Origin of the sequence: Neorhodopirellula pilleata (genome assembly GCF_007859915.1) — a bacterium.
GTDB lineage: Bacteria > Planctomycetota > Planctomycetia > Pirellulales > Pirellulaceae > Rhodopirellula > Rhodopirellula pilleata.
In genome coordinates this window covers 1,403,652-1,425,646 of the sequence record NZ_SJPM01000001.1, presented here as the reverse complement: position 1 = coordinate 1,425,646, position 21,995 = coordinate 1,403,652, and the positions used below count along the sequence as shown (strand labels likewise).

17 protein-coding genes are annotated in these 21,995 nt (G+C 56.0%); 9 read left to right on the top strand and 8 right to left on the bottom strand.

The genetic code is table 11. The features are described from left to right. Positions 1-6 precede the first annotated feature (6 nt). Positions 7-1,137 (bottom strand): acyltransferase family protein, encoded by a 1,131-nt coding sequence (locus Pla100_RS04585; protein ID WP_197167687.1) that lies wholly within the window; start codon positions 1,135-1,137, stop codon positions 7-9. A 69-nt stretch (positions 1,138-1,206) separates the two neighbouring features. Between Pla100_RS04585 and Pla100_RS04580 the strand changes: the two genes are divergently transcribed. Beyond that, positions 1,207-1,695 carry a hypothetical protein gene (locus Pla100_RS04580; protein WP_146576401.1) on the top strand — a complete coding sequence of 163 codons (489 nt, stop codon included), beginning with the start codon at positions 1,207-1,209 and terminating at the stop codon, positions 1,693-1,695. On the opposite strand, the gene Pla100_RS04575 is transcribed toward Pla100_RS04580, so the two are convergent. Further along, positions 1,631-2,425, bottom strand: a complete 795-nt coding sequence (locus Pla100_RS04575) for a DUF4058 family protein (protein WP_146576400.1) — start codon at positions 2,423-2,425, stop codon at positions 1,631-1,633. The genes Pla100_RS04580 and Pla100_RS04575 overlap by 65 nt on opposite strands. Before the next feature lie 211 nt (positions 2,426-2,636). On the opposite strand from Pla100_RS04575, the gene Pla100_RS04570 reads away from it, so the two are divergent. Together Pla100_RS04570 and Pla100_RS04565 are read left to right on the top strand one after the other, a co-directional pair. After that, the gene (locus Pla100_RS04570) at positions 2,637-4,145 is read left to right on the top strand and encodes a sulfatase family protein (RefSeq protein ID WP_146576399.1); all 1,509 of its coding nucleotides are present in this window, start codon (positions 2,637-2,639) and stop codon (positions 4,143-4,145) included. Between the two features lie 3 nt (positions 4,146-4,148). Further along, entirely contained in the window at positions 4,149-4,631 is a 483-nt protein-coding gene (locus tag Pla100_RS04565) for a dihydrofolate reductase (protein ID WP_146576398.1), read from the top strand. Positions 4,632-4,686: 55 nt separating this feature from the next. Here the strand turns inward: Pla100_RS04565 and Pla100_RS04560 are convergent, their stop codons facing one another. From Pla100_RS04560 to Pla100_RS04550, 3 genes are all read right to left on the bottom strand, one after another. Beyond that, the gene (locus Pla100_RS04560) at positions 4,687-5,466 is read right to left on the bottom strand and encodes an SDR family NAD(P)-dependent oxidoreductase (protein WP_146576397.1); all 780 of its coding nucleotides are present in this window, start codon (positions 5,464-5,466) and stop codon (positions 4,687-4,689) included. After that, a complete protein-coding gene (locus Pla100_RS04555; RefSeq protein WP_231602738.1) occupies positions 5,466-6,446 on the bottom strand; it encodes an acyl-CoA desaturase in 981 nt (326 codons plus the stop codon). Before Pla100_RS04555 ends, Pla100_RS04560 begins: the two co-directional genes overlap by 1 nt. Before the next feature lie 421 nt (positions 6,447-6,867). Next, on the bottom strand, positions 6,868-7,068 hold the full coding sequence (locus Pla100_RS04550; RefSeq protein WP_146576395.1) for a small basic protein: 201 nt from the start codon (positions 7,066-7,068) through the stop codon (positions 6,868-6,870). 307 nt (positions 7,069-7,375) lie between these two features. Between Pla100_RS04550 and Pla100_RS04545 the strand changes: the two genes are divergently transcribed. From Pla100_RS04545 to Pla100_RS04525, 5 genes are all read left to right on the top strand, one after another. Continuing rightward, positions 7,376-8,926 (top strand): arylsulfatase, encoded by a 1,551-nt coding sequence (locus tag Pla100_RS04545; RefSeq protein ID WP_390620558.1) that lies wholly within the window; start codon positions 7,376-7,378, stop codon positions 8,924-8,926. Continuing rightward, positions 8,848-10,368 carry a sulfatase family protein gene (locus Pla100_RS04540; RefSeq protein ID WP_231602698.1) on the top strand — a complete coding sequence of 507 codons (1,521 nt, stop codon included), beginning with the start codon at positions 8,848-8,850 and terminating at the stop codon, positions 10,366-10,368. The genes Pla100_RS04545 and Pla100_RS04540 overlap by 79 nt, the downstream gene beginning before the upstream one ends. Before the next feature lie 438 nt (positions 10,369-10,806). Continuing rightward, positions 10,807-14,367, top strand: a complete 3,561-nt coding sequence (locus Pla100_RS04535; RefSeq protein ID WP_146576394.1) for a family 16 glycoside hydrolase — start codon at positions 10,807-10,809, stop codon at positions 14,365-14,367. An 81-nt stretch (positions 14,368-14,448) separates the two neighbouring features. Continuing rightward, on the top strand, positions 14,449-15,453 hold the full coding sequence (locus tag Pla100_RS04530) for an ABC transporter ATP-binding protein (RefSeq protein ID WP_146576393.1): 1,005 nt from the start codon (positions 14,449-14,451) through the stop codon (positions 15,451-15,453). Further along, positions 15,450-17,333, top strand: a complete 1,884-nt coding sequence (locus tag Pla100_RS04525) for an ATP-binding cassette domain-containing protein (protein ID WP_146576392.1) — start codon at positions 15,450-15,452, stop codon at positions 17,331-17,333. The genes Pla100_RS04530 and Pla100_RS04525 overlap by 4 nt, the downstream gene beginning before the upstream one ends. Before the next feature lie 239 nt (positions 17,334-17,572). On the opposite strand, the gene Pla100_RS04520 is transcribed toward Pla100_RS04525, so the two are convergent. Then, positions 17,573-18,721, bottom strand: coding sequence for a 5-(carboxyamino)imidazole ribonucleotide synthase (locus tag Pla100_RS04520; RefSeq protein ID WP_146576391.1), 1,149 nt, complete (start codon positions 18,719-18,721; stop codon positions 17,573-17,575). Continuing rightward, positions 18,721-19,191 (bottom strand): 5-(carboxyamino)imidazole ribonucleotide mutase, encoded by a 471-nt coding sequence (gene purE / locus Pla100_RS04515; RefSeq protein WP_146576649.1) that lies wholly within the window; start codon positions 19,189-19,191, stop codon positions 18,721-18,723. The genes Pla100_RS04520 and purE overlap by 1 nt, the downstream gene beginning before the upstream one ends. Positions 19,192-19,622: 431 nt before the next feature. On the opposite strand from purE, the gene Pla100_RS04510 reads away from it, so the two are divergent. After that, positions 19,623-20,186 carry a GrpB family protein gene (locus tag Pla100_RS04510; protein WP_231602697.1) on the top strand — a complete coding sequence of 188 codons (564 nt, stop codon included), beginning with the start codon at positions 19,623-19,625 and terminating at the stop codon, positions 20,184-20,186. A 69-nt stretch (positions 20,187-20,255) separates the two neighbouring features. Here the strand turns inward: Pla100_RS04510 and Pla100_RS04505 are convergent, their stop codons facing one another. Further along, a complete protein-coding gene (locus Pla100_RS04505) occupies positions 20,256-21,509 on the bottom strand; it encodes a DUF1559 domain-containing protein (RefSeq protein WP_146576390.1) in 1,254 nt (417 codons plus the stop codon). Between the last annotated feature and the right edge of the window lie 486 nt (positions 21,510-21,995).

Sequence of the window (21,995 nt, the reverse complement as noted above, 5' to 3'; positions counted from 1 at the left end):
CCCGAATCAGAGCGAACCCTTGATCGCCGGACGAACCTTCTTGCTAGACCAGCCGTGCAATACGTTCCCAGGCAAACGACCTCCCGTTAACCAAGCATAACCCTTGGGACAGACCGCCGCGAATATCAATGCCGCTGCGTAGCACCCGACGGTGACAAGCGGAAAAGCAAGCCAACACGACGTCGTTGGATCGACCAATTTGTCAGCGATCTTCGAGACGACCGCGCGGAGCGGAAATTCGTGAACGAGGTAGACAAAAAAGGAAGCTCCCGACAACCCGATGAAGGCTTGATAACGGAGCCGCCATGCGATCATAAACAACGCGACCATTCCTACCAAAATGGACGATTGATGTAACAGGAGGTCGAGTACGCCGTGCTGCGACGTGTACCAGATATCGAAATCGGGCCTTAAATAGACACGACACGCCGCTAGCATCATCCAAGTCAAAAACGTCATCGCCACGACTCGATCCGAGCTTCGGCCGAGCGTTTCCAACCAAGAGATTTTTTGGACCGCCATGCATCCCATTGAAAAAAACAAAAGCGTTTCCAGGTTGAGCACGTACCAACCATGCAAAACCGGAAAGCATTGGTAATTTCCGACCCAAAGGATGAGCAGAGTTGTCAACGCCACGCGTCCCCATCGAGGATGGTCGACGCAACGGCGGATGACCGGAGCGACGATTACCAAGACCATCAGATCGCGGAGAAACCAGAGCTGTTCGGCGGGCGGACGCAACACCCACATCGCTAGCAGCTCACCGGTCGACAAGTCGATGGCTTCTTTTTCGAGAACCCTCACGATCAACCAAGTCGCTATGGCAATCGCTCCGATGAGGAGATAGGGAATCGCGACGGTACGTGTTCGCTGCCTTAGTTTCTTTCGATACGACGCCCAGCTTCCGTCATCGCTGCGGAAATAAAACAGTCCGGCTGCGAATGCGAATAAGGGCACCGCGACCCGTGCGACCGCCCCGAATAGAAACTCTTGGGTCAATTGATTCCAAGTCGCAAGTTCGATCGCCGGACTATCGGGGATGTCGGACTTGTAATGAATGCCCACGACGCACACGGTGGCCAACAATGCGACGACTTGAAAGGCTTGTTGAGCTTGGACAGATAGTTCTTTGGACACGGCGCGGTCGATCGTTGGGAAAAACGGAACCCGAGCAATTGGGTGCCTGTTTTGAACTTTAGATCACCAATGGAACGCATGATCCCAAGCAAGATACTGGCATCTCGCATATGGGTTCGGTGCGGGCCCCGGTATTCCGCAGAATCGTTACAAGTTGAATTAAGTTATGCATCGGCAACGATTGTCGAGTCGCAAACGCCCATGCCCGAGCGGATCGACGAGTCTTGGAACCACTGGTTCCAGATCGCGAGACTCGGGCGTTACGCGAGTCCCGAGGCACCGGCCGACTTGGGTACTACGTACGGCGATGTCCTACAAAAAGCGTACAGTGAAGGTGCCTACGCCGCCCCTGTTCCATTCCTGAAAGGTCTCTCGGCGGACGAACTTGAAACGATCCAAAATGCGAATTGGCTCGCCGACCCGATCCGTGTCGATTCGTTAACCGAAGAGGGCGCCTTGAACTTGCTGATCCCGGCGGCCGCTCAAGTCGATCTCAACTATGACGGCCTAGTATTTCTCGTAGTCGTCGGCTCATCCAGTCGGTCAGTTCCGAATTGAACTTGCCTTTGATTTCACCAGTGTAGTCGATTCGATAGTAGCGTCCGTCTTGATAACACTGATCCAACAAGGGCTGCAACTCTAAAACGACATCGCGATCTTGGGATCGCAACGGGACCGGGATGTTCGGCAACGCTTGGTCGAGAGGCGCGGGGTAAACTTCAAACTGGTTCGGATTCAAAAATCGATAGACACAAACCATGTAGGCTGACAATTGAGCTTCTGTCAGTTCTTCGATCGGGGCACCCAAAACATACTTGCCCTGACGAACCAGATCAATCTCCACTAAGTTGATCTTGGAATTCATGTAGTCGAGTTGTTTCTTGGCGTACTGCTCCCGATTCTTCGTCCCGACTTTGTTCCACGGACTGACAAACTCGATCGCCGTGACGACCCGCCCGCCCCGGTCTACGATTTCGATGTGACGCGTTTTGTAGGGAGACTGCTTGACGATAATGGCTTGGGCGACGACGGGCTGAGAGAGGACTGCGGTACCTGTCTCCGCTTCGGTGGTCTCAGTAGAGATATCCTCTGCAACGTGAATATCTGGTCGAATCCAGCGGACCTCGTCTTGCTCATAGACGGCCAAACTCTCTTCGATATTAGCCTGCAATACATTGGGCAGTCGCTGGTTGAGTTGGTTGGCTGCATAGACGATCAATCTCGCGTGGACTTCAGGCCACCGAGATTCAAGGAAGGGGTCCATCCCCGGAAACGGACTTTTCTTCATGGTTTCAATCCTTCCGTTCGAAGCGACAACAATCCGATCTATTGTAGTCGCGCTTCAATCGCCAAGCCAATGCAGCACCCTGAAGCGGCTCTGTTTCGCGATTCCCAGAAGGAGTGAAAGACGCCGGGATTGTGGTAGGATGATCGGCTGATGAGCCGCTGAGCTATCCTGTTTTCGGTTTTTGAATTGCCTTCCCCGCCCGAGTTTCATCATGACATCCCCATCGACCTTGACGACATTTGCTTGCTTTGCCGGCGTGCTTGTTTCTTTTATCTGTTCACCCGCCGCCGCACAAAAAACTTCGGCCGTATCGGAAGTCATTGGCAGCCGGCCTAATGTCGTCGTCGTGTTCATGGATGACATGGCGTATGGTGACATCGGCGCGTTTGGGGCGACCGAATACCCGACACCGAACCTGGACGCGTTGGCCCAAGGTGGTCGGCGGTTTACCGACTTTGTCGTCTCGTCGGCGGTATGCAGTGCGTCGCGTTCGGCATTGATGACTGGTTGCTATCACCGTCGAGTTGGGCTGTCGGGAGCGCTCGGTCCGAAATCAAATATCGGATTGGATCCGGCCGAAACGACGATCGCGGAGGTTTGCAAATCCGTCGGCTATCGAACGGCCTGTTTCGGTAAATGGCACTTGGGGCATCACGAGAAGTTCTTGCCTCACAACCAAGGGTTCGATCAGTTCTATGGCATCCCCTACAGCAACGACATGTGGCCGTTGCATCCCGACACCATTCGGCGGCAAAAGAAAGACCCCACCGATCCCGGCAACTGGCCACCGCTGCCGATCATGGAAGCCGTCGCCGGTTCACCGGTGAAGATCGTCAATGATAATGTCCAGCCGGCCGATCAGGAACAGATGACCGTCGAGCTGACCCGGCGAAGTGTGGAGTTCATTGAAGACAAATCGAGTGACGATCCGTTCTTTTTGTATCTGCCGCATCCGATGGTTCATGTTCCTTTGTATGTGTCAGATCGCTTTCGAGGCAAAAGCGGCGTGGGTTTGTTCGGTGATGTGATGATGGAAGTCGATTGGTCGATCGGGCAGATCATGTCCGCGATCAAAAATGCCGGGCAAGAAGAAAACACGCTGGTTGTCTTTACCAGCGACAACGGACCGTGGCTATCCTACGGCGATCATGCGGGCAGCACACGCGGACTGCGTGAAGGCAAAGGAACGATGTGGGAGGGCGGCTATCGAGAACCTTGCCTGATGCATTGGCCGGGTACCATCCCTGCGGGAACGACCTGCGACAAGCTCGCCTCAACGATCGATCTCTTGCCGACGATTGCTCGATTGGCCGGCGCGGAACTTCCTGAGCGAACGATCGATGGCAAGCCGATCGTCGATCTGATGCTGGATGTTCCCGGTGCCGTTTCACCGCATACCAGTTTCGCCGGATACTACGGTGGCGGGCAGTTGCAGATCGTCCGCAACGAACGATTCAAGCTGGTGTTCCCGCATCGTTATCGAACGCTGAACGGTCGGCCCGGCGGAACCGGCGGGATGCCGACCGATTACTCGCAACAATCCAGCGGATTCGAACTGTACGATCTTGAGAACGATGTGAGCGAAACAACCAACGTGATGGATCAATACCCCGACGTTGTTGTCGAGTTGCAAGCCGCAGCGGAGCAGTATCGAGTTCAATTGGGTGACTCGTTGCAAAAGCGTGTCGGTCAAGACATTCGTGGACCAGGTAAGCTCTAACCGATGTTGATCGCGATTGTCGCTTCCACCCCCGACGGGATCATTGGTTTGGATCAAGACATGCCTTGGCGGTTGTCGTCCGATTTGAAACGTTTCAAAGCGTTGACGATGGGCGGAACGTTGCTGATGGGACGCAAGACGTTTGATTCGATCGGACGCGCGTTGCCGGGACGCCGAACCTGGGTGCTGACCCGCAACCCGGACTGGTCCGCCGAAGGCGTCACGACTGTCAGCGATGCCGACGCGATTCTCGCCGAGTCACGACAACGCGACGTGTATGTCGTCGGTGGCGGCGAGATTTATCGGCAATGGTTGCCCGCATGTGATCAATTGTGGTGGACTCGAGTGTGGGCGAACCTGGAAGGCGACACGCGAGTGGACCTGCCGCTTGATCAATTCCGAGTCGTCTCGCAACTCAGCGTCCCGATGACGGCAAAGGATGAATACCCGACCGATTGGCTGAGGATGAAACGGGTGAATGCGTGATTGAACCCCGGCTCATGCCGGGTCTTCGCCGAAGCGGCTGCGACCCAGCCTACAATTACAACTCAAAGCGGCGGTTGAAGCCGCCGTTGATGTTGATTGTTTGTCCGGTAACGAACGACGCTGCCTCGGACGTTAAATAGGAGACCGCTTCGGCGATATCTTCGGGGCGTCCCCAGCGGTGCATCAACGCTTGCGATCGCGCCCGTTCGTCCCAGTATCCTTGCGTGGTTTCGCCCCACGCGGTTTGGATCCATCCTGGCGCGACGGTGTTAACACGGACGTGCGGGGCGAGCGTTTGGGCTAGGCTATTGGCGAACGCCATCACAGCGGCCTTCACCGGCCCGAACATCATTCCCGCGTCGCCCTCCATTCCCTCGGGGGCTTGGTCCCATCCGATGAAAACCATCGACGGCGCACCAGTTTGTGCGCCGGAGGCTTGGGATTGTTCGATCAATCGATCGCCGACGATTCGAGATAGCGAAATCGTGCCGCACAAATCGACGTCCAATAACGCCCGCAGCTTCTGATCGAAGGTCCAGCCCGACGCCTCTCCGGTGAGCACGTCCAAACCGGCGTTGTTGACCCAAGCGTCGATCGTGCCGAGTTGCTTGAACGCTTGATCGGCTAGACGGCTGATGTCATCCGCTTGGCTCAGGTCGGCCTGAATCAAATGGCACATCCCGCCGGATGCTTCGATCGTTGCTGCCGTTTGCCGGGCTCCCTCGAGATTTCCTCGGTAATGAACAACGGTTTGGCTCAATGGGTCGCGTGCCAAGCGGATCGCGATCGCGCGACCGATACCGCTGGAGGCTCCCGTGACGACGGAGTTGGGCATTACGACGAGAGCGTTTTGCCGGCGACGCTGACCGCTTTGGGACGTTGCACGTTCTTGGCCAATCCGACCAATTCAAAGAATTGAATCACTCGCCACGACATGTCGAACTCGTACCACTTGTGGCCGTGAGCGGCCGCCCGTGGCGCGGCGTGGTGATTGTTGTGCCAGCCTTCGCCGTGGCTGATCAAGGCGACGAGCCAATTGTTCATGCTGTTGTCACGGGTTTCGTAATTGCGGTAACCAAAGACGTGGCCGAGCGAATTGACCGACCAAGTCCCGTGCAACACGAACACCGTACGCACGGCGACGGCCCACACCGCCCAACTGCAATAGTGCTGCAGCGCGATCGACCAATCTCCGCCGCTGACGGCGAGCCCGACGAGTCCACCGATCATCGAGATCACGATCGCGTGTCCGAGAAACACGAAAAACCATCCGTCCTTGCGTTCGAGTTTGAGATAGAACGGGTCTCTTAATAGGTCGCGGACATAACGCTCGTAACGACTCGTTCGATCTAAGTCACGGTGGCGACAAACAACCCATCCCATGTGCCCCCACAGGAAACTCGCCAAAGGTGAATGCGGGTCGGGTTGGTGGTCGGAGTGCTGATGGTGCATACGATGGATCGCAACCCAGCGTGCGGGGCTGTCTTGAAGATTGCACATTCCTAAAATCGCGAGGGTATGTTCGAGCCATTTCGGGCAAGTGAAGCCTCGGTGAGTTAGCAAGCGGTGGTAGCCGATCGTAATTCCCATCATGCCGAACACAAAATGCCCGGCGATGGCGGCGATCAGAGCCGGCCAAGTAAACAGGTAGCCCGCCAAGCCGGGGACGAATGCCAAAGCAGCCACCACATGGACGAGTGACAGCACGATCACATATCGCCACATCACCTGAATCGGTTGTACCTCCTCCGGCTTCGGAATTCGCTGCGGGTCGCGAGTCGGTTCGTCATCTTGATGCAACAGTTCGTCGCCCATCGGATCGTATTGGGCGGCCGCTTGGTCACCGAAAGACGAATTGCCGTGGGTACGGGTATCGTTAGGCATCACTTCGGAAGTCGACATGAGATTGATCGGGACTTGAGTGGATGGAATCTGGTTAATGGCGAGGCATCCCTCGCTCACGCATCGCGTTACGATTAAATCAACACGCCGCTGGAGTCCGGTTTTCGCTGGTAACCGTGAGCTAACGCTCTGCGGCTAGTCCTAAACTCTGATTGGAACCGACCCCTAGGTTCGGTTCTTGGCCGCTCGATGGCAAGACCATTCTTAGGCTCGACAGTTTAATTGCGACAAAACTTCATCGCGCAGCAAAAACGGCCAAGCTGTTCGCTTGACCGCTGCGTGGAGTCGATGGCAACCTCGGTTGCGCCTAAATGGGCGGGAAGTTAGCTGACGATTATTTCTCGTCGGCCTTCTTGACCTTCTTCTTTTTCTTCAACGAAATCTTCTGGACGCGGGTTTTCGCCATTCCAATGATGTCCGCATTTTCGTCGAAACGGTCGATTTCCTTCAGTCGGGCCACTCGTTCGGCGCGGGTGAGGACATTACGGCTTTTGATGGCCCCGGCTTGCACCTTGAGGCTTCGGTCCATGGTCATGGGACGAATCTAAATCGAGGGAAATTGGATGGTTTGAAATTCAGGCCCCGCATGATAGCGGAAAACCGAATCGCTGGCAACCTCACCCGACCGGCGATCACGGGGGCAATCAACAACGGTATTTCCTGTCCAATGCGCACGATTATGATACAACGGAGCGAACGTAAGCTGACTCGCAACCTGCCCTCCCACCAAGACGCCGCTGATGCATCCACGACCCGACCGATTCGCCGTCTTTCGTTGCCCAGTGCTGATCGTGCTCATGCTCTTGGTGAACGCGGGCTGGCTTGCATTTGCGGAAAAATCAATGGCGGCCGAGTCGTTCGGGGATGAAGACGATCGCCCGAATGTCGTCGTGATGATGGTCGATGACATGGGGTTGAGCGACATCGGGCCGTACGGCAGCGAAATCCCGACTCCGAACCTGGACGCGTTGGCCGCCGGCGGAGTGCGTTTTTCGCAGTTTTACAATACCGGGCGATGTTGTCCGACTCGGGCATCCTTGCTGACAGGGCTGTATTCCCACCAAGCCGGCGTTGGATGGATGACAACGGACCAGGGCACACCGGGCTACCTCGGCCGGCTCAGTGATGACTGCGTCACGATCGCCGAAGTCTTGCAACAAGCCGGCTATTTCACCGCCATGACGGGAAAGTGGCACGTCGGTCATGACGAAGGCGGAATGCCAAAAGATCGCGGCTTTGACCGCAGTTTGAACCTGCCCGCTGGTGGCGTGCACTTTTCGAATCAGACCGGCAGCAAGGGCAACACGAAATTGTTTTTGGACGGTGAAGAGGTCGCCAAAGACGACCCCATGTTCGCCCCACCTTGGTACGGAACCGATTTGTGGGTGCGGCAGGGATTGAAGTTTGTGGACGAGGCGAGCCAAAAGGGAAAGCCGTTCTTCTGGTACTGCGCCCACATCGCACCGCATTTTCCTTGCATGGCACCTGAATCGACGATCGCGAAGTACCGTGGCAAATACATGAAGGGCTGGGATCAAATGCGAATCGAGCGGCACGCCCGCCAAATCGAATCGGGATTGATCGACCCGTCGTGGGAAATGGAACCTCGCCCGGATGTCATCCCGGCCTGGGATTCGTTGTCACACGAGCAGAAAGTTCGCTACGACGACATGATGGCGATCTACGCCGCGATGATCGAGGAGATCGACAACAGCGTCGGCAAGTTGGTCGCGGGTTTGAAATCAAAGGGGCAGCTTGAAAATACCTTGATCCTGTTCCTGTCCGACAACGGCGGGAACGCGGAGGCGGGCATCTCTGGCCGATATGACGGCGACCATCCCGGTGATCCGCACTCGAATGTGTTCATCGGCCAATGCTGGGCTCATTTGAACAACACGCCGTTTCGCAAGTACAAACATTTCAATCACGAGGGCGGCATCGCCACGCCGCTGATCGCGCATTGGCCCGACCGGATTTCGCCGAAATCGGACTGGATCAAAACGCCGACCCACCTGATCGACCTGATGGCGACTTGCGTCGACATCGGCAAGGCGGAATATCCCGAACAACATGGTGGCGTCGCTGTGACACCGATGCAGGGACAAAGTCTCTTGCCGCTGTTGAACGGCGAGGGCGAGTTTTCCGATCGGCCGCTTTATTGGGAACACGAAGGCAACGCGGCGGTCCGGATCGGCGATATGAAGTTGGTTCGCGAGGGAGGCAACGGGAAGTGGGAATTGTTTGACCTCGCCAAAGATCGAACCGAACAGAATCCGATCGATGATCCGAAGCTGAAGCAGGCGATGATGCAGCAATGGACGCGATGGGCGAAGTCGGCCGATGTGCTGCCCAAGCCGGATACTCTCAAGAAAAAGCGAAACAAGAAATCTTAACTTCCTGCCGGGTCTACGCCGAAGCGGCTTCGACCCAGCCTACTTACGATCTTCAATTCATGATTAGTCTCAATCGAATCGGTTTGTTTTTGCTCTCGATCGGAGTTTTTTTTACTCACGCGATCACCACGGAGGCCGATGAACGTTCGTCGCGTCCGACCAACGTCGTGATGTTGATCTCCGACGATCAAGCCTGGACCGACTACGGCTTCATGGGGCATCCCGACATTCAAACGCCGCATTTAGATCGCCTCGCCAAGGAGAGCGCTGTCTTCCGTCGCGGTTATGTTCCCACCGCGCTGTGTCGTCCATCGTTGGTGACGCTGTTGACCGGACATTATGCGTCGGTTCACGGCGTGACCGGAAACGACCCGTCGCCTAAGTACGCCAAACCCGGCTCTGAACTTGATCGACAACGACGCGCCCAATTGGTTTCCTACTTGGATCGGTTCGATACCGTTCCGGAAATCCTGGGACGCCAGGGCTACTTGAGCCATCAAAGTGGCAAGTTGTGGGAGGGCAGTTATCGCAATGCCGGCTTCACTCACGGGATGACACGCGGGTTTCCGGAACCCGGCGGACGTCATGGCGACGACGGGCTGCAGATCGGACGCCAGGGCATGGAACCGGTTGAAGAGTTTCTCGATATGGCGACCGAACAAAACAAACCATTTTTTGTTTGGTACGCTCCCTTCCTGCCGCACACGCCTCACACTCCACCGCAACGGTTGCTCGACAAGTACAAGGGCAACCATCCGATCACGGTCGCCCGTTATTACGCGATGTGTGAATGGTTTGATGAAACCTGCGGCGAACTGTTGACGATGCTCGACGATCGCAAGTTGGCCGAAAACACGTTGGTCGTTTATGTAACCGACAACGGTTGGATTCAAGATCCCAATAGCAGCAAGTACGCACCGCGGTCGAAGCAAACTCCCTACGAGGGCGGCGTGCGAACACCGATCATGTACCGGTTGCCCGGTCGCATTGTCCCCGGTGACCGTCCCGAGTTGGCATCGAGCATCGACATCGTTCCGACGATGTTGGCCGCCGCCGACGCCCCGATTCCAGATGGTTTACCGGGGCTGAACTTGATCCCCAACCTGACTTCCGGCGACCCGATCGACCGTGACATCATCTTTGGTGAGTCCTTTGCCCATGACATCGCCGATATCGAGAACCCGGAAGCCTCGTTGTTGTTCCGCTGGGCGATCAAAGGCAAATGGAAACTGTTGTTGACCTATGATGGCGAAACGAATCGCTACGCGTCGACTCACCCACGCACTGAGAAAGGTCCACAATTGTTCGACTTGATCGCCGATCCCACCGAGCAAAACAACGTGGCCAAGGATCATCCCGAAGTCGTCGCCGAATTGGCTGCGGCGATTGCCGATTGGTACCCCGTCGAGCAGCGCAAGACGATCACCACGGTTGCCAAATAGCGTTTTTTTCAGACGACAAAGTTACAACGATACATCCCGAAACGCAGACGATTAAAAAGTCACGTCTAGCCGTTAGCGGGCTGTTGATTTAGTTCTCATCGAAACCCGATGCGTGAGCGAGGGATAATTGATATTGACTCATCCCTCGCTAACGCGTCGGGTTACGATAAACCAATGCCACAGGCAAAATCGCAACTTCAAAACTAACGCATCGGGTTACGATTAAGTCAACAAGCCGCTAGCCAAGAGTTTCGAAAGCGTTTGGCAATCACCGAAAGTCTTGGCGACTTTCGCTACGGACCAAACACGGCTACCGATGATGAAGCGGGAACACGACGCCGTGTGGCTTTGTTAAGCTTTAGCCGATCCTAAATGTCTCAAAAATCGTGTGACGAGACATTTGCCCTCCATCCCACTCCCACCAAACAAAACCTCACCATGTCTCGATACTCACGTCGCGATTCGATCAAACTTTTGGGCGTCTTGCCCGCCGCTTCCGTTGCCGGTTCGACTGTCAACGGCTTTGCCGCCGAGAATGAAACCGCCGAAAACGCTGTGAGCCAATCCGGCGTACCCGCCAATCATCATCAATCCTCATGGGACAACGACCACGACCGGATTTGGCTGGGCAAGGAGTACTGGGCCAACCCGATGGAAGATTGGAAAGTCATCGACGGTGCCGCTGAATGCGTGACGCCGGGTGGACGTCGCAACGTCCATTTGATTACCCATCAATTGACCGATGCCCAAAAGCCGTTCGCCATGTCGGTCTCGGTGTCACGCGTCCAAGAGGGCAAGCAAGACGACAGCGTCGGATTCTTGATCGGTGTTCACAGCGAACTGAACGAAACGAAGAGCAACGCTTTTGCAGGCAACGGAGTTCCGGTCGGCATCAGCGACGGAAAGCTCACGATCGGCGCCAAGACCAAAGCGCCCGATCGCGAGATCGACCCTACCGATGTGAAGATTGCTGTCACCGGCAAGCCATCGGGAAACAATGTCGAATTGACGTTGACCGTTTCCGATTCCAAGGGCGAGTCACTCGGTTCGTTTACTCACGAAGTCGCCGCCGATGCGGTTTTGGGCAATGTCGCGATCGTCAACAATTTCCAAATGAAACCGTTGCCGCGTTTCGGCGGTGCCCGCTATCGGTTTGCTGATTGGAACGTTTCGGGTGAAGCGTTCACGGTCGACCCCGATGCGGTCTTTGGCCCAATCTTGTGGACGATGTATTCGCTGAGTGATTCCCGCAGCGACGAAGGTTTTGTTTTGAAACTGTCGGCGCTAACGCCGCCGATGGGCAACGACGACAATGATGAAATTCAGTTGCAGGTCCGACGTGGCGAAGTTTGGCAGTCGCTCGGCAAAGCGAAGCTGGATCACGATGCCTGGACGGCGACGTTTCGCATTCCCAACTGGGACGCGTCCGAAGACGTCTCGTTTCAAGTCGTCTACGGGCAACGACACAAGGACGGCAACGAAACGTTTCATGATTGGACCGGAACGATCAAAGCCAACCCGGAAGGTCGCCCGGTCAAATTTGCTCCGCTGACTTGCCAAAACGATTATGGATTCCCCTACGCCCCGGTCGCGGAGAACCTGTTGCGACTCGATCCCGATCTGCTTTATTTTTCAGGCGATCAAATCTATGAGGGCCACGGTGGTTTCGGAATCATCCGCGAACCGGCCGAGGACGCCATCGTCAACTACTTGCGTAAGTACTATCAATTCGGTTGGGCGTTCCGCGAACCGATGCGGCACAGTCCCACGTTGTGCATCCCCGACGACCACGATGTCTTTCAAGGAAACATCTGGGGTGAAGGTGGCGCGGCGATGGACCAGGGCGATCCGGGCGCGTCGTCCAAAGGCGGCTACCGCGAACCGGTGCGGATGGTTAATGCCGTTCACAAAACCTGCGCGGGTCATCACCCCGACCCGTTCGATCCCACGCCAGCAAAACAGGGAATGAGCGTCTATTACGGCGACATGGTTTACGGCGGCGTCAGCTTCGCGATTCTGGGCGATCGACAATGGAAGAGCGGTCCCGAACGAGTCGAAACCGGTTCTGGCCGGGCCGACCATGTGCTTGATCGGAACTTCGATACCTCAGCCTTGGACAAACCAGGCTTGGAGTTGCTCGGTGAACGACAAGAAACATTTCTCAAAGCATGGGCCGACGATTGGCGAAATGCGAGCATCAAAGTGCTGTTGTCTCAAACGGTCTTCGCGGGCGTCGCGACGCACCACGGCGGATACGACGGATACCTCAAGGCGGACTTGGATTCGGGAGGGTGGCCTCAAACGGCTCGCAATCGAGCGATCGACATCATCCGAAAATCCAAAGCACTGCACGTCAATGGCGACCAACACCTCACGTCGCTTTGCCAATACGGCGTCGAGCGACAGCGCGATTCGAATTGGTCTTTTTGTGTGCCCGCGATTTCAGCCGGGTATCCGCGTTGGTGGCGTCCCGATGAAGTCGGTATGCCGCACGCGAACCGGCCCCATCACGGTCTGCCTCAAACGGGCGAGTACCTCGATGGTCTAGGTAACCACGTCTACGTGTACGCGGTTGGTAACCCACTCGTCGGCAAGGCAAACAATCGGTACGTCAAGGCTCACGAGAAAGGCAGCGGGTTTGGTTGGATCTTGATCGATCCGAAGACGCAAACCTACGAATGTCACAGTTTTCGATTTCTAATCGATGCCACCGACGGCAATCCCGAAAATGAATTTCCCGGTTGGCCAGTGACTTTGCACGCCGACGACAACACCGGCAACGTTCGCTTGTTCAACGGAGTGAACTTGGACGGTTGGCACGGTCGAACACACTTCGATCCGGCGAAACTCGACGCGATGTCCACCGAAGAACGTGCGAAACAATTGTCCCAGTGGGACGAGGAGGCTCGCAAGCACTGGAGTGTCGAGAACGGTGAACTGGTCAACGACGGACAAGGCCCGTACCTCACGACCAACGACGAGTACGAAGATTACGAATTGAACCTGCAGTACAAAACGATCGCCGGTGCCGACAGTGGCGTGTATCTCAAAGGCAGCCCGCAAGTTCAGATTTGGGACTCGACCGACGAGGCCAAATTCAAACTCGGTGCCAACCTCGGCAGTGGCGGCTTGTGGAACAATCCCGCGGGGGCTCCCGGTAAAGATCCATTGGTGCTCGCCGATCGCCCGTTCGGTCAGTGGAACGACTTGCGTGTCGTTCAGGTCGGTTCACGAACGAGCGTTTGGTTGAACGATCAAATGGTCGTCGATCGGGCGATTATGGATAACTTCTGGGACCGCGGCAAACCGCTGCGTCGTCGTGGGCCGATCCAATTGCAAACCCATGGCGGCGAGATCCGTTGGCGTGACGTGTGGCTCAAGCCGCTCGGTGCCGACGCCGCCAACGCTTACCTCTCCGACGGCCAGGATGGCGACTTTCAACCACTGACCGACGGCAAGACGCTCGACGGTTGGGTTGGTGCGGTCGACGACTACGAGGTCACCCCCGAAGGAACGATCCGGTGCAAACCGGGACGCGGCGGGAATCTGTTAACCGCCGAAGAGTACGGCGATTTTGTCGTCCGGTTGTTCATCAAGTTGCCACCCAAGGGGAACAATGGTTTGGCCATTCGCGCCCCGATCGAAGGCAACCCGGCGTACGTCGCGATGACGGAATTGCAAGTACTTGACCACGATCACCCCGCCTACAAGAACATCGACCCGCGACAAGCTCACGGTTCGGCGTACGGGATGGTTGCCGCGACCCGAGGTTATCTACGTCCGGCCGGTCAATGGAATTTCCAGCAGGTTCGCGTGGTCGGATCGACGATCGAAGTCGAACTCAACGGCAACGTGATCCTGAACGCCGACCTCAGTAATGTCACCGAAACGATGGGCGACCAACCGCATCCTGGTAAAGACCGCAAGACCGGTCACTTCGGTTTCGCCGGACATGGCGACGGGGTGGAATTCAAGGACGTGATGATCCGCCGACTGTAAGGTTCGCCCCCACTGCGAACAAACCGCTCGGGCCTCTACAATGCACGGCTTTCCGTGAATTCTTGAGGCCGGGCGAGTTTGATGCCGATTATTGAAGTCAACGATCTATCGAAGCATTATCGCGTCTATCAAAAACAAGAGGGCATCGGCGGCAGCATCCGGGGGTTGTTTCATCGCGAGTTCCGTGAAGTCCAAGCCGTTAAGGGGATCAACCTAACCGTCGAGCAGGGCGAGTTCGTCGCCTTCCTTGGCCCCAACGGAGCCGGCAAGACGACGACGCTGAAACTCTTGTCGGGTGTGATCCAGCCCACCGGCGGAACGGCGACGGTGATGGGCTATGTCCCCTGGTTGAGGCAGAACGACTACCGCCGCCGCTTCGCCCTCGTGATGGGCCAAAAGAACCAATTGTGGTGGGATCTGCCCGCTCGCGAATCGTATCGCTTGCACCAACACATTTATGCCGTCGACGCGAAAGAATTCGAGGCCCGACTGGACGAACTGAGCGTCCTACTCGACGTGACTCGATTACTCGACCAACCCGTTCGTGAGTTATCGTTGGGCGAGCGGATGAAGATGGAATTAATCGCGGCGCTGCTGCACAGCCCCGAGGTCTTGTTTCTTGACGAGCCGACGATCGGATTGGACGTGATCGCTCAACACAACATTCAAAAGTTTTTGAAGTATTACCAGGAGAAACGTCGGATCACGATCCTGTTGACCAGTCACTACATGAAAGACATCGCCGCGCTGTGCCAACGCGTCGTTGTGATCGCCCGGGGCACGATCCAGTACGACGGATCGTTATCGGGAATCATCGACAAGTTCAGCGGCGATAAGTTAGTCACGTTGCAGTTCGCCGCATCCGAATCATTGTCCTTGCCGAAGTCACTCGGCGAAGTCGTCAACGAAAACTGGCCAAAGATTCAATACAAAGTCCCTCGTGGCGACGTGCCGCGATTGCTCGCCGAGACGCTCCGCGATCATTCGATCGAAGACGTCGTCGTCGAAGACCCGCCCCTCGAAGATGTCATCGCGGGATTGTTCCGCGAGTCAATGGAAAACTCGGACGAACCCACTCACGCATGATCACCTTAGATAACATCTCGATCGGATTTCGCGGTCCTCAATTGCTCGACGGCGTCTCCGCCCGCATCAACCGAGGCGACCGGATCGGTTTGCTCGGTCGCAACGGAGCCGGCAAGACGACGCTGCTGAAAATGTTGGCCGGCGACCTCACACCCGACCACGGCGAAATCACCGCCGATGCGGGCATTCGCATCGCTCGGCTGTTGCAAGACGTCCCACGCCATATCGAAATGCCTGTCCATGATGTGATGGCCGCACGATCGACGGACATCGAGGGCATGAGCTCATCGCTCGGTCCGGCCGATCACGAGACCCGCGAGCCGTGGGAAGTCGAACAATTGATCGAGGAAACGCTCTCGCGGATGGACTTGTCCGGCGACTCGATGTTCCAGGATCTATCCAGCGGAATGAAACGCCGGGTGCTTTTAGCCCGAACGATCGCCGCCAAGCCGGACATGCTGTTGCTCGACGAACCGACCAACCACTTGGACATTCATTCGATTCTATGGTTGGAGAAGTTCTTGAAGGGATGGTCGGGCACGTTGATGTTCATTACCCACGATCGTTCGTTTTTGCAGTCCCTTGCCGATCGGATTTGGGAAATCGACCGTGGACGTTTGTTCGATTGGACGTGCGATTACCCGACATTCTTGCGACGCAAGGCGGAAGCCCTCGAAGCCGAGGAAAAACAGAACGCATTGTTCGACAAGCGACTCGCCGAAGAAGAAATCTGGATCCGCAAAGGCATCAAAGCCCGCCGGACTCGCAACGAAGGCCGCGTTAAAGCGCTCAAGGCGTTGCGCGTCGAGCGAACCGAACGGCGATCCCAAGAAGGCACCGCGAAACTCAATTTACAAGTCGCCGCCCGCGGCGGTGCGCTCGTTGCCAAGCTCGATAACGTCTCGTTTTCCTACGGCGATGACCGCGTGATCGTCCGTGACTTCAGCACCTTGGTGATGCGTGGCGACAAGATCGGCATCATCGGTCCCAACGGTGCCGGCAAAACGACGCTCTTGAAGTTGATCCTCGGTCGTTTGGAACCCACCGACGGTGAGATCAAACTGGGCACCAATTTGAAGGTGGCTTATTTCGATCAGTTGCGAGACAAACTCGATCCCGAAGCGACCGTCCAAGACAACATCGGCGAGGGCAGTGACAAGATCCTCGTCGGTGACAAAACCAAACACATCTTGGGATACTTGCAAGACTATTTGTTTACACCGGAACGAGCTCGCACGTTGGTCAAACACCTGTCCGGCGGCGAACGCAACCGTGCGTTGCTTGCCAAGCTGATGACCCAACCCGCCAACGTGATCGTCTTGGACGAACCAACCAACGATCTCGACGCCGAGACGTTGGAGATGCTCGAAGAACAACTTGCCAACTTCGATGGCACGCTGTTGATGGTTAGCCACGACCGAACGTTTCTCAATAACGTCGTCACCAGTACGATCGTTTTCGAGAACGACCAAGCCGAAGGCACCGTCAACGAGTACGTCGGTGGCTACGACGAATGGGAAGCCGCCAAACTGCGACGCGACGACGAATCGCGTTCACTCGGTGACGCCCGCGGCACGATCGCCAAGACTCAAGCCGCCCAGCAGCAGAAGACCACGAAAGAAAACCAGGCCCCGAAGGCGGAACGATTGTCGTACAACGAACAGCGAGAACTTAAATCGTTGCCTCAAGAGATCGAGAAGTTGGAAGCGAAGATCGCAAAAATGCACGAAGAGATGGCCGATCCGGGTTTCTATCAATCCGGCGGCGATGTGATCGCCAAAAAGGCTCAAGAACTCACCTCGCTTGAAACCGAATTGGAAACCAAATTCGGTCGTTGGGAAGAACTCGAAGCCCGTTCGATCGCCACTTCCTCGACGTAAGCGGACGAGACGATGGCTAATAGAGAAGGGATCGCTTCCATACAAAAGCCTCCCAAAAAACTTAAACCTAAACTTAAACTTAAACCTAAACTCCGACCTCAAACCGCAACAGCAATAGCTAGCCAATACCCCCATCGCCAATGATCGGAGCGAGGGTAAGCCACGGTTTACCGCGGCGTGTCAGTTTAAGTTTAAGTTTAAGTTTAGGTTTAGGTTTAGGTTTAGGTTTAGGTTTAGGTTTAGGTTTTTTGGCTCAATTGAGCTCTTGCCTTTTTCAATCTTTCGGCGATTGCTTCTTTTTGATTTCCGACGCCGGTGATGTGACCCATCTTGCGACCAGGCCGGGCGGCGTGTTTGCCGTACAGATGCAATGACACGCCGTCGATGCTTAGCAATGCGGGCCAGTTCGGTGGCGAATCCTCGACCCATAAGTCGCCCAGCAAATTCATCATTGCTGCGGTGGGAACGATCATCGAAGTGTCCCCGAGCGGCAGACCGCAGATCGCCCGGACGTGTTGTTCAAACTGACTGGTTGCGCACGCTTCCATCGTGATGTGACCGGAGTTATGAGGCCGCGGCGCGACTTCATTAATCATGACCTCGTCACCGCGAACAAACATCTCGACACACAGCAAACCGACGACATCGAGACACTCGGTCGCTGCGATGGCGATGCGGCGGGCTTCCGTTTCCACACTCGCTGGAATCGACGCGGGGAGCGTCGTTAGATCCAAGACATGATTGCGATGTTCATTCTCGAATACCGGAAACGTGGAGGATCGACCGTCGGCGGTCCGGGCCACGATCACCGACACTTCGCGGTCAAATGTAATCATCGCTTCGGCAACCCATTCACCTCCGGCCTGCCAATCAACCTCGGCGGCATCGTCGGCGGTGTTCAGCCGGTGCTGGCCTTTGCCGTCGTAACCGCTGCGCTGTGTTTTGACGATCATCGGCCAACCGAGTGTTGCTGCGGTGGCGATGGCTTCGACCGCATCACGAACCGCCGCGAACGGGGTGACGGGCAAGCCCGCATCGCGAAGCGTTGTCTTCTCGATCAGACGATCCTGCGCCGTCGCGAGCACCGACGCATCCGGATAGGTGGGCGCATAACGCGAGCAAACTGCGATCGTTTCAGCGGGAATGTTTTCAAACTCTAACGTGATCACGTCGCAACGCCGGGCGAAATCCTCGATCGCCGAGTGATCTTCGAGCGGACCACAAACCGTGAACGACGCCACGGCGGCGGCCGGTTCGTCACTGCTGCCGCAGAACACGCCGACTCGGTAACCGAGTTTCGCAGCCGCGACGGCGAACATCCGGCCGAGCTGACCGCCACCGACCATCCCGATTGTTGAACCGGGGGGAATGATTGGGTTTGGGAGCATCACGATAAATCACTCAGGTCGGCCGATGCAATCACTTCGTCGTGTTGTTGCTTCACGAACGTCTCCAAACGAGTTGCCAGATCCGCGTCGGAGATCGCCAAAATGCGAGCGGCCATGATACCCGCGTTTTTGGCACCGGCATTGCCGATCGCCATCGTCGCGACGGGAATGCCACCGGGCATTTGTACGATCGAGAGCAACGAATCGAGACCCTGCAACGCCCGGCTTTGAATCGGCACACCGATCACCGGCAGAATCGTTTCCGAAGCCACCATGCCGGGCAAGTGAGCCGCCCCGCCCGCGCCGGCGATGATGATCCGCAAACCACGACCGGCGGCCGAACGAGCGTACTGGAACATCCGCTCAGGCGTACGGTGCGCCGAAACGACCGATTTCTCGTAGGCGACGCCGAGTTTGTCGAGCATCTCACAGGCATGAGTCATCGTCGCCCAATCACTGCGGCTGCCCATGATCACACCGACAAGCGGGGGGGCGGAATTGGATTCCGATCGTAGGCGATCAGGTAGCTCGTCAGATGAATTCACGGTCGTCTAAGATGCAGAGGCGATTGAGGATCGGAAAGCAAATGTCGTACCCGACATGAGCCGGCTAGGTTATAGCCCAAAGATCCGCATTCTGAAATTAGAGCCTATCCGAAAAGGGGTCTGACCCTCTGCGGCGACTCGTGGTCTGGGACAGCAGAAATTTTGGGTAGTGGATCTTGTTAAAGATCCTGTAGCAGAAATTTTGGGTAGTGGATCTTGTTAAAGATCCTGTAGCGGTCGGATCTTTAACAAGATCCACTACAGCCAATCCTAATTTTTAGCTGTAACAGACCACTGGGCTCATAGACGCTTCTTGAACCAATTACGCTTGACTCTTGCACCACGGAACCCCGCTTGTGAATCCCGGACAATGGCTCGACGGTTGCGATAACGACGATCCCGATCGAATTCGATTGATGTACCACGATCCTAGGTGGCGACAGGAATTCGAGCAAACTCGCAGCAGTATTCTGCAGTCGTGTGACGGTCGCGTCGTCGCGGTCGAGCACATTGGTTCGACCGCGATCAGCGGTTTGATCGCCCGGCCGATCATCGACGCGGTAGCCGTCGTGGCCGATCCGGTCGACCTGTCCGACGCGGCGATGTTGATCGAAGGTTTGAATTTTCGAGAAACGGACCAGCCAGATTGGGTAGGCGAATTGTGTGGGACAGTTCCCGTTCGTTTACTAGAGAAGCCGCGTCACGGCGAAACGACCCACCGGGTCTACGTGGTCAGCCAAGGTTCCCGGTTGCTCGGCCAATCAGTCCGCTTGCGTGAGCATTTTCGCTCGTCACCCGAAGCGGCGATCGATTTCGAATCGCAAAAGGTTGAGGTCTGGAAACGAATCATTGGGGAACCGGCACGGTATCACGCCGCAATGAACGAAGAGTTCCAGCGGAGGCTACTTCGATTGGAGTAAAAAGAAACCGGCCCGGCTGGGAAAACCCAGTCGAGCCGGCAATTCGTTCATTCAACCAGAGCTCTTCGACTAGAACTCCGCATCGATCACTTCTTTAGAAGCCTTCGTACCGAGTTTACCCCACAATCCGTATTGGGATTGCGAGCCGGCAGGACGGAATGCGTTCGCATTGCCGATATGACCGACCGTGTTTCCGGTTTGGGTGCCAGCTTCGATCGAGTCGGTGATGAACTTCACGGCACCGTCACCCATAAGCACATGGCACCCGCCTTGGTGGCGGCTGCCCGGAGGCATCAATCCATACCTCTTATCCGCCGTTAAAGTCGTCAGTAGAGTAGTCGTTCCGTCGTTCATGCCCTCGGTGGTAACACATGCAGGCGTGTTTGGTGGCGAGATTGTCATCATGCCGGTGTAAACGGGATTGCCGTCCGCCCAGCGATATCCACGACCAATTGAGCCGGTATTGATCAACGTCACGCCGGTTGGATTCCAGAACTGAGGACGAGCGGGATCGACGTTCGGTGCGACACCACACAGTGACGGATTCAACAGCAACGTCGTAGCGATCGCACCAGCGGCACGCGGGTTCGTGCGAGCATCGCGGTCGCCGAGGTCCGTGACGATTTCGCCCATGATAATGGTGTTGGCCAGACCATCGAGAATGTCACGGAACGCAGCCTTTTGACGAGGGACGAACGCTCCACGACAGTTTGCCCGACCCATTTGGCCAGCGTTGGAATTGTTCTTTGCCAGTGTTGAAGTGGTCGGTCCATCAGTTGAGGACATCGGGCTATCCCCAAGGCAGACGGCGTAGTTAGTACGTCCAGCAGCAGGCAAACCGGCACCAGGATCACTAGGGCATCGCAAGAAAGGATGCTCTGTATTCCATGGACCGTAGTTCGCAGCCCCTGTTCCATTATCCGGAGTTGGCCCCATTGCGGGCCTAACAGCTGCGGATCCATCGGTGTTAGGGGCGTTTGGATTGCTGATTTGCTCCCATGAAGCCTGCGCCTCAATGAATGGTAGCAATCCAACCAAAGCACTCAGTTCTTCACAATTGCCATTAGGGTTACTCACATCCCAAGTCGCCACTCCGTTACGACCCGTGCCTGATTTCTGAGTCGGGATTTGGTTATAGGCGGCGTGATAGTTATGCACGCCCAAGCCGAGTTGTTTGAAATTATTGCTGCAACTCATTCGACGGGCCGCTTCGCGGGCCGCTTGGACGGCTGGCAATAACAAGCCAACCAAAACTCCGATGATCGCGATCACGACCAACAGTTCGACGAGCGTAAAGCCACGTCGCACATGAACTTTCTTCATCTGCATTTCCTTCAAGAAACAAAAAGTAGTAAAGGCGATTCGGCAAGCACTGCACGAGCCGCCTACGAAAAACACCGGATCGAGTAACTAGTAACCAAACTTCCCGAAAAAATGTCAAAGTTTCATTTCTTGTGAAGTACCGTGACGTCTCCGTCTCTTCTGTTCGCTCGGCAGGCACTAGGCTTGCGGCACGCGACCATCCGATCTGGAACGTCGATATCATCAATCGCTTTTGGGAGCGACTGTTCGTGGCCAGTACGCCCTAGGCCTTTAGCTTAGCATCGCGTGAACAATAAGTGATGGATTCTTAACGTGGCGTCGACTTTCAGTCGACGTTTCAGGGTTTGGCGACTGAAAGTCGCCACCACTTAATGTTCACGCGATGCTTAGGAGCCACAGGCGGGCAACGTGGGTTTTGAAGGCGGGGGGGCAGTCACATCTTGGACAGGAATTGGGGGTGTGGGGGTAGCTCAAGGATGCTCTTGT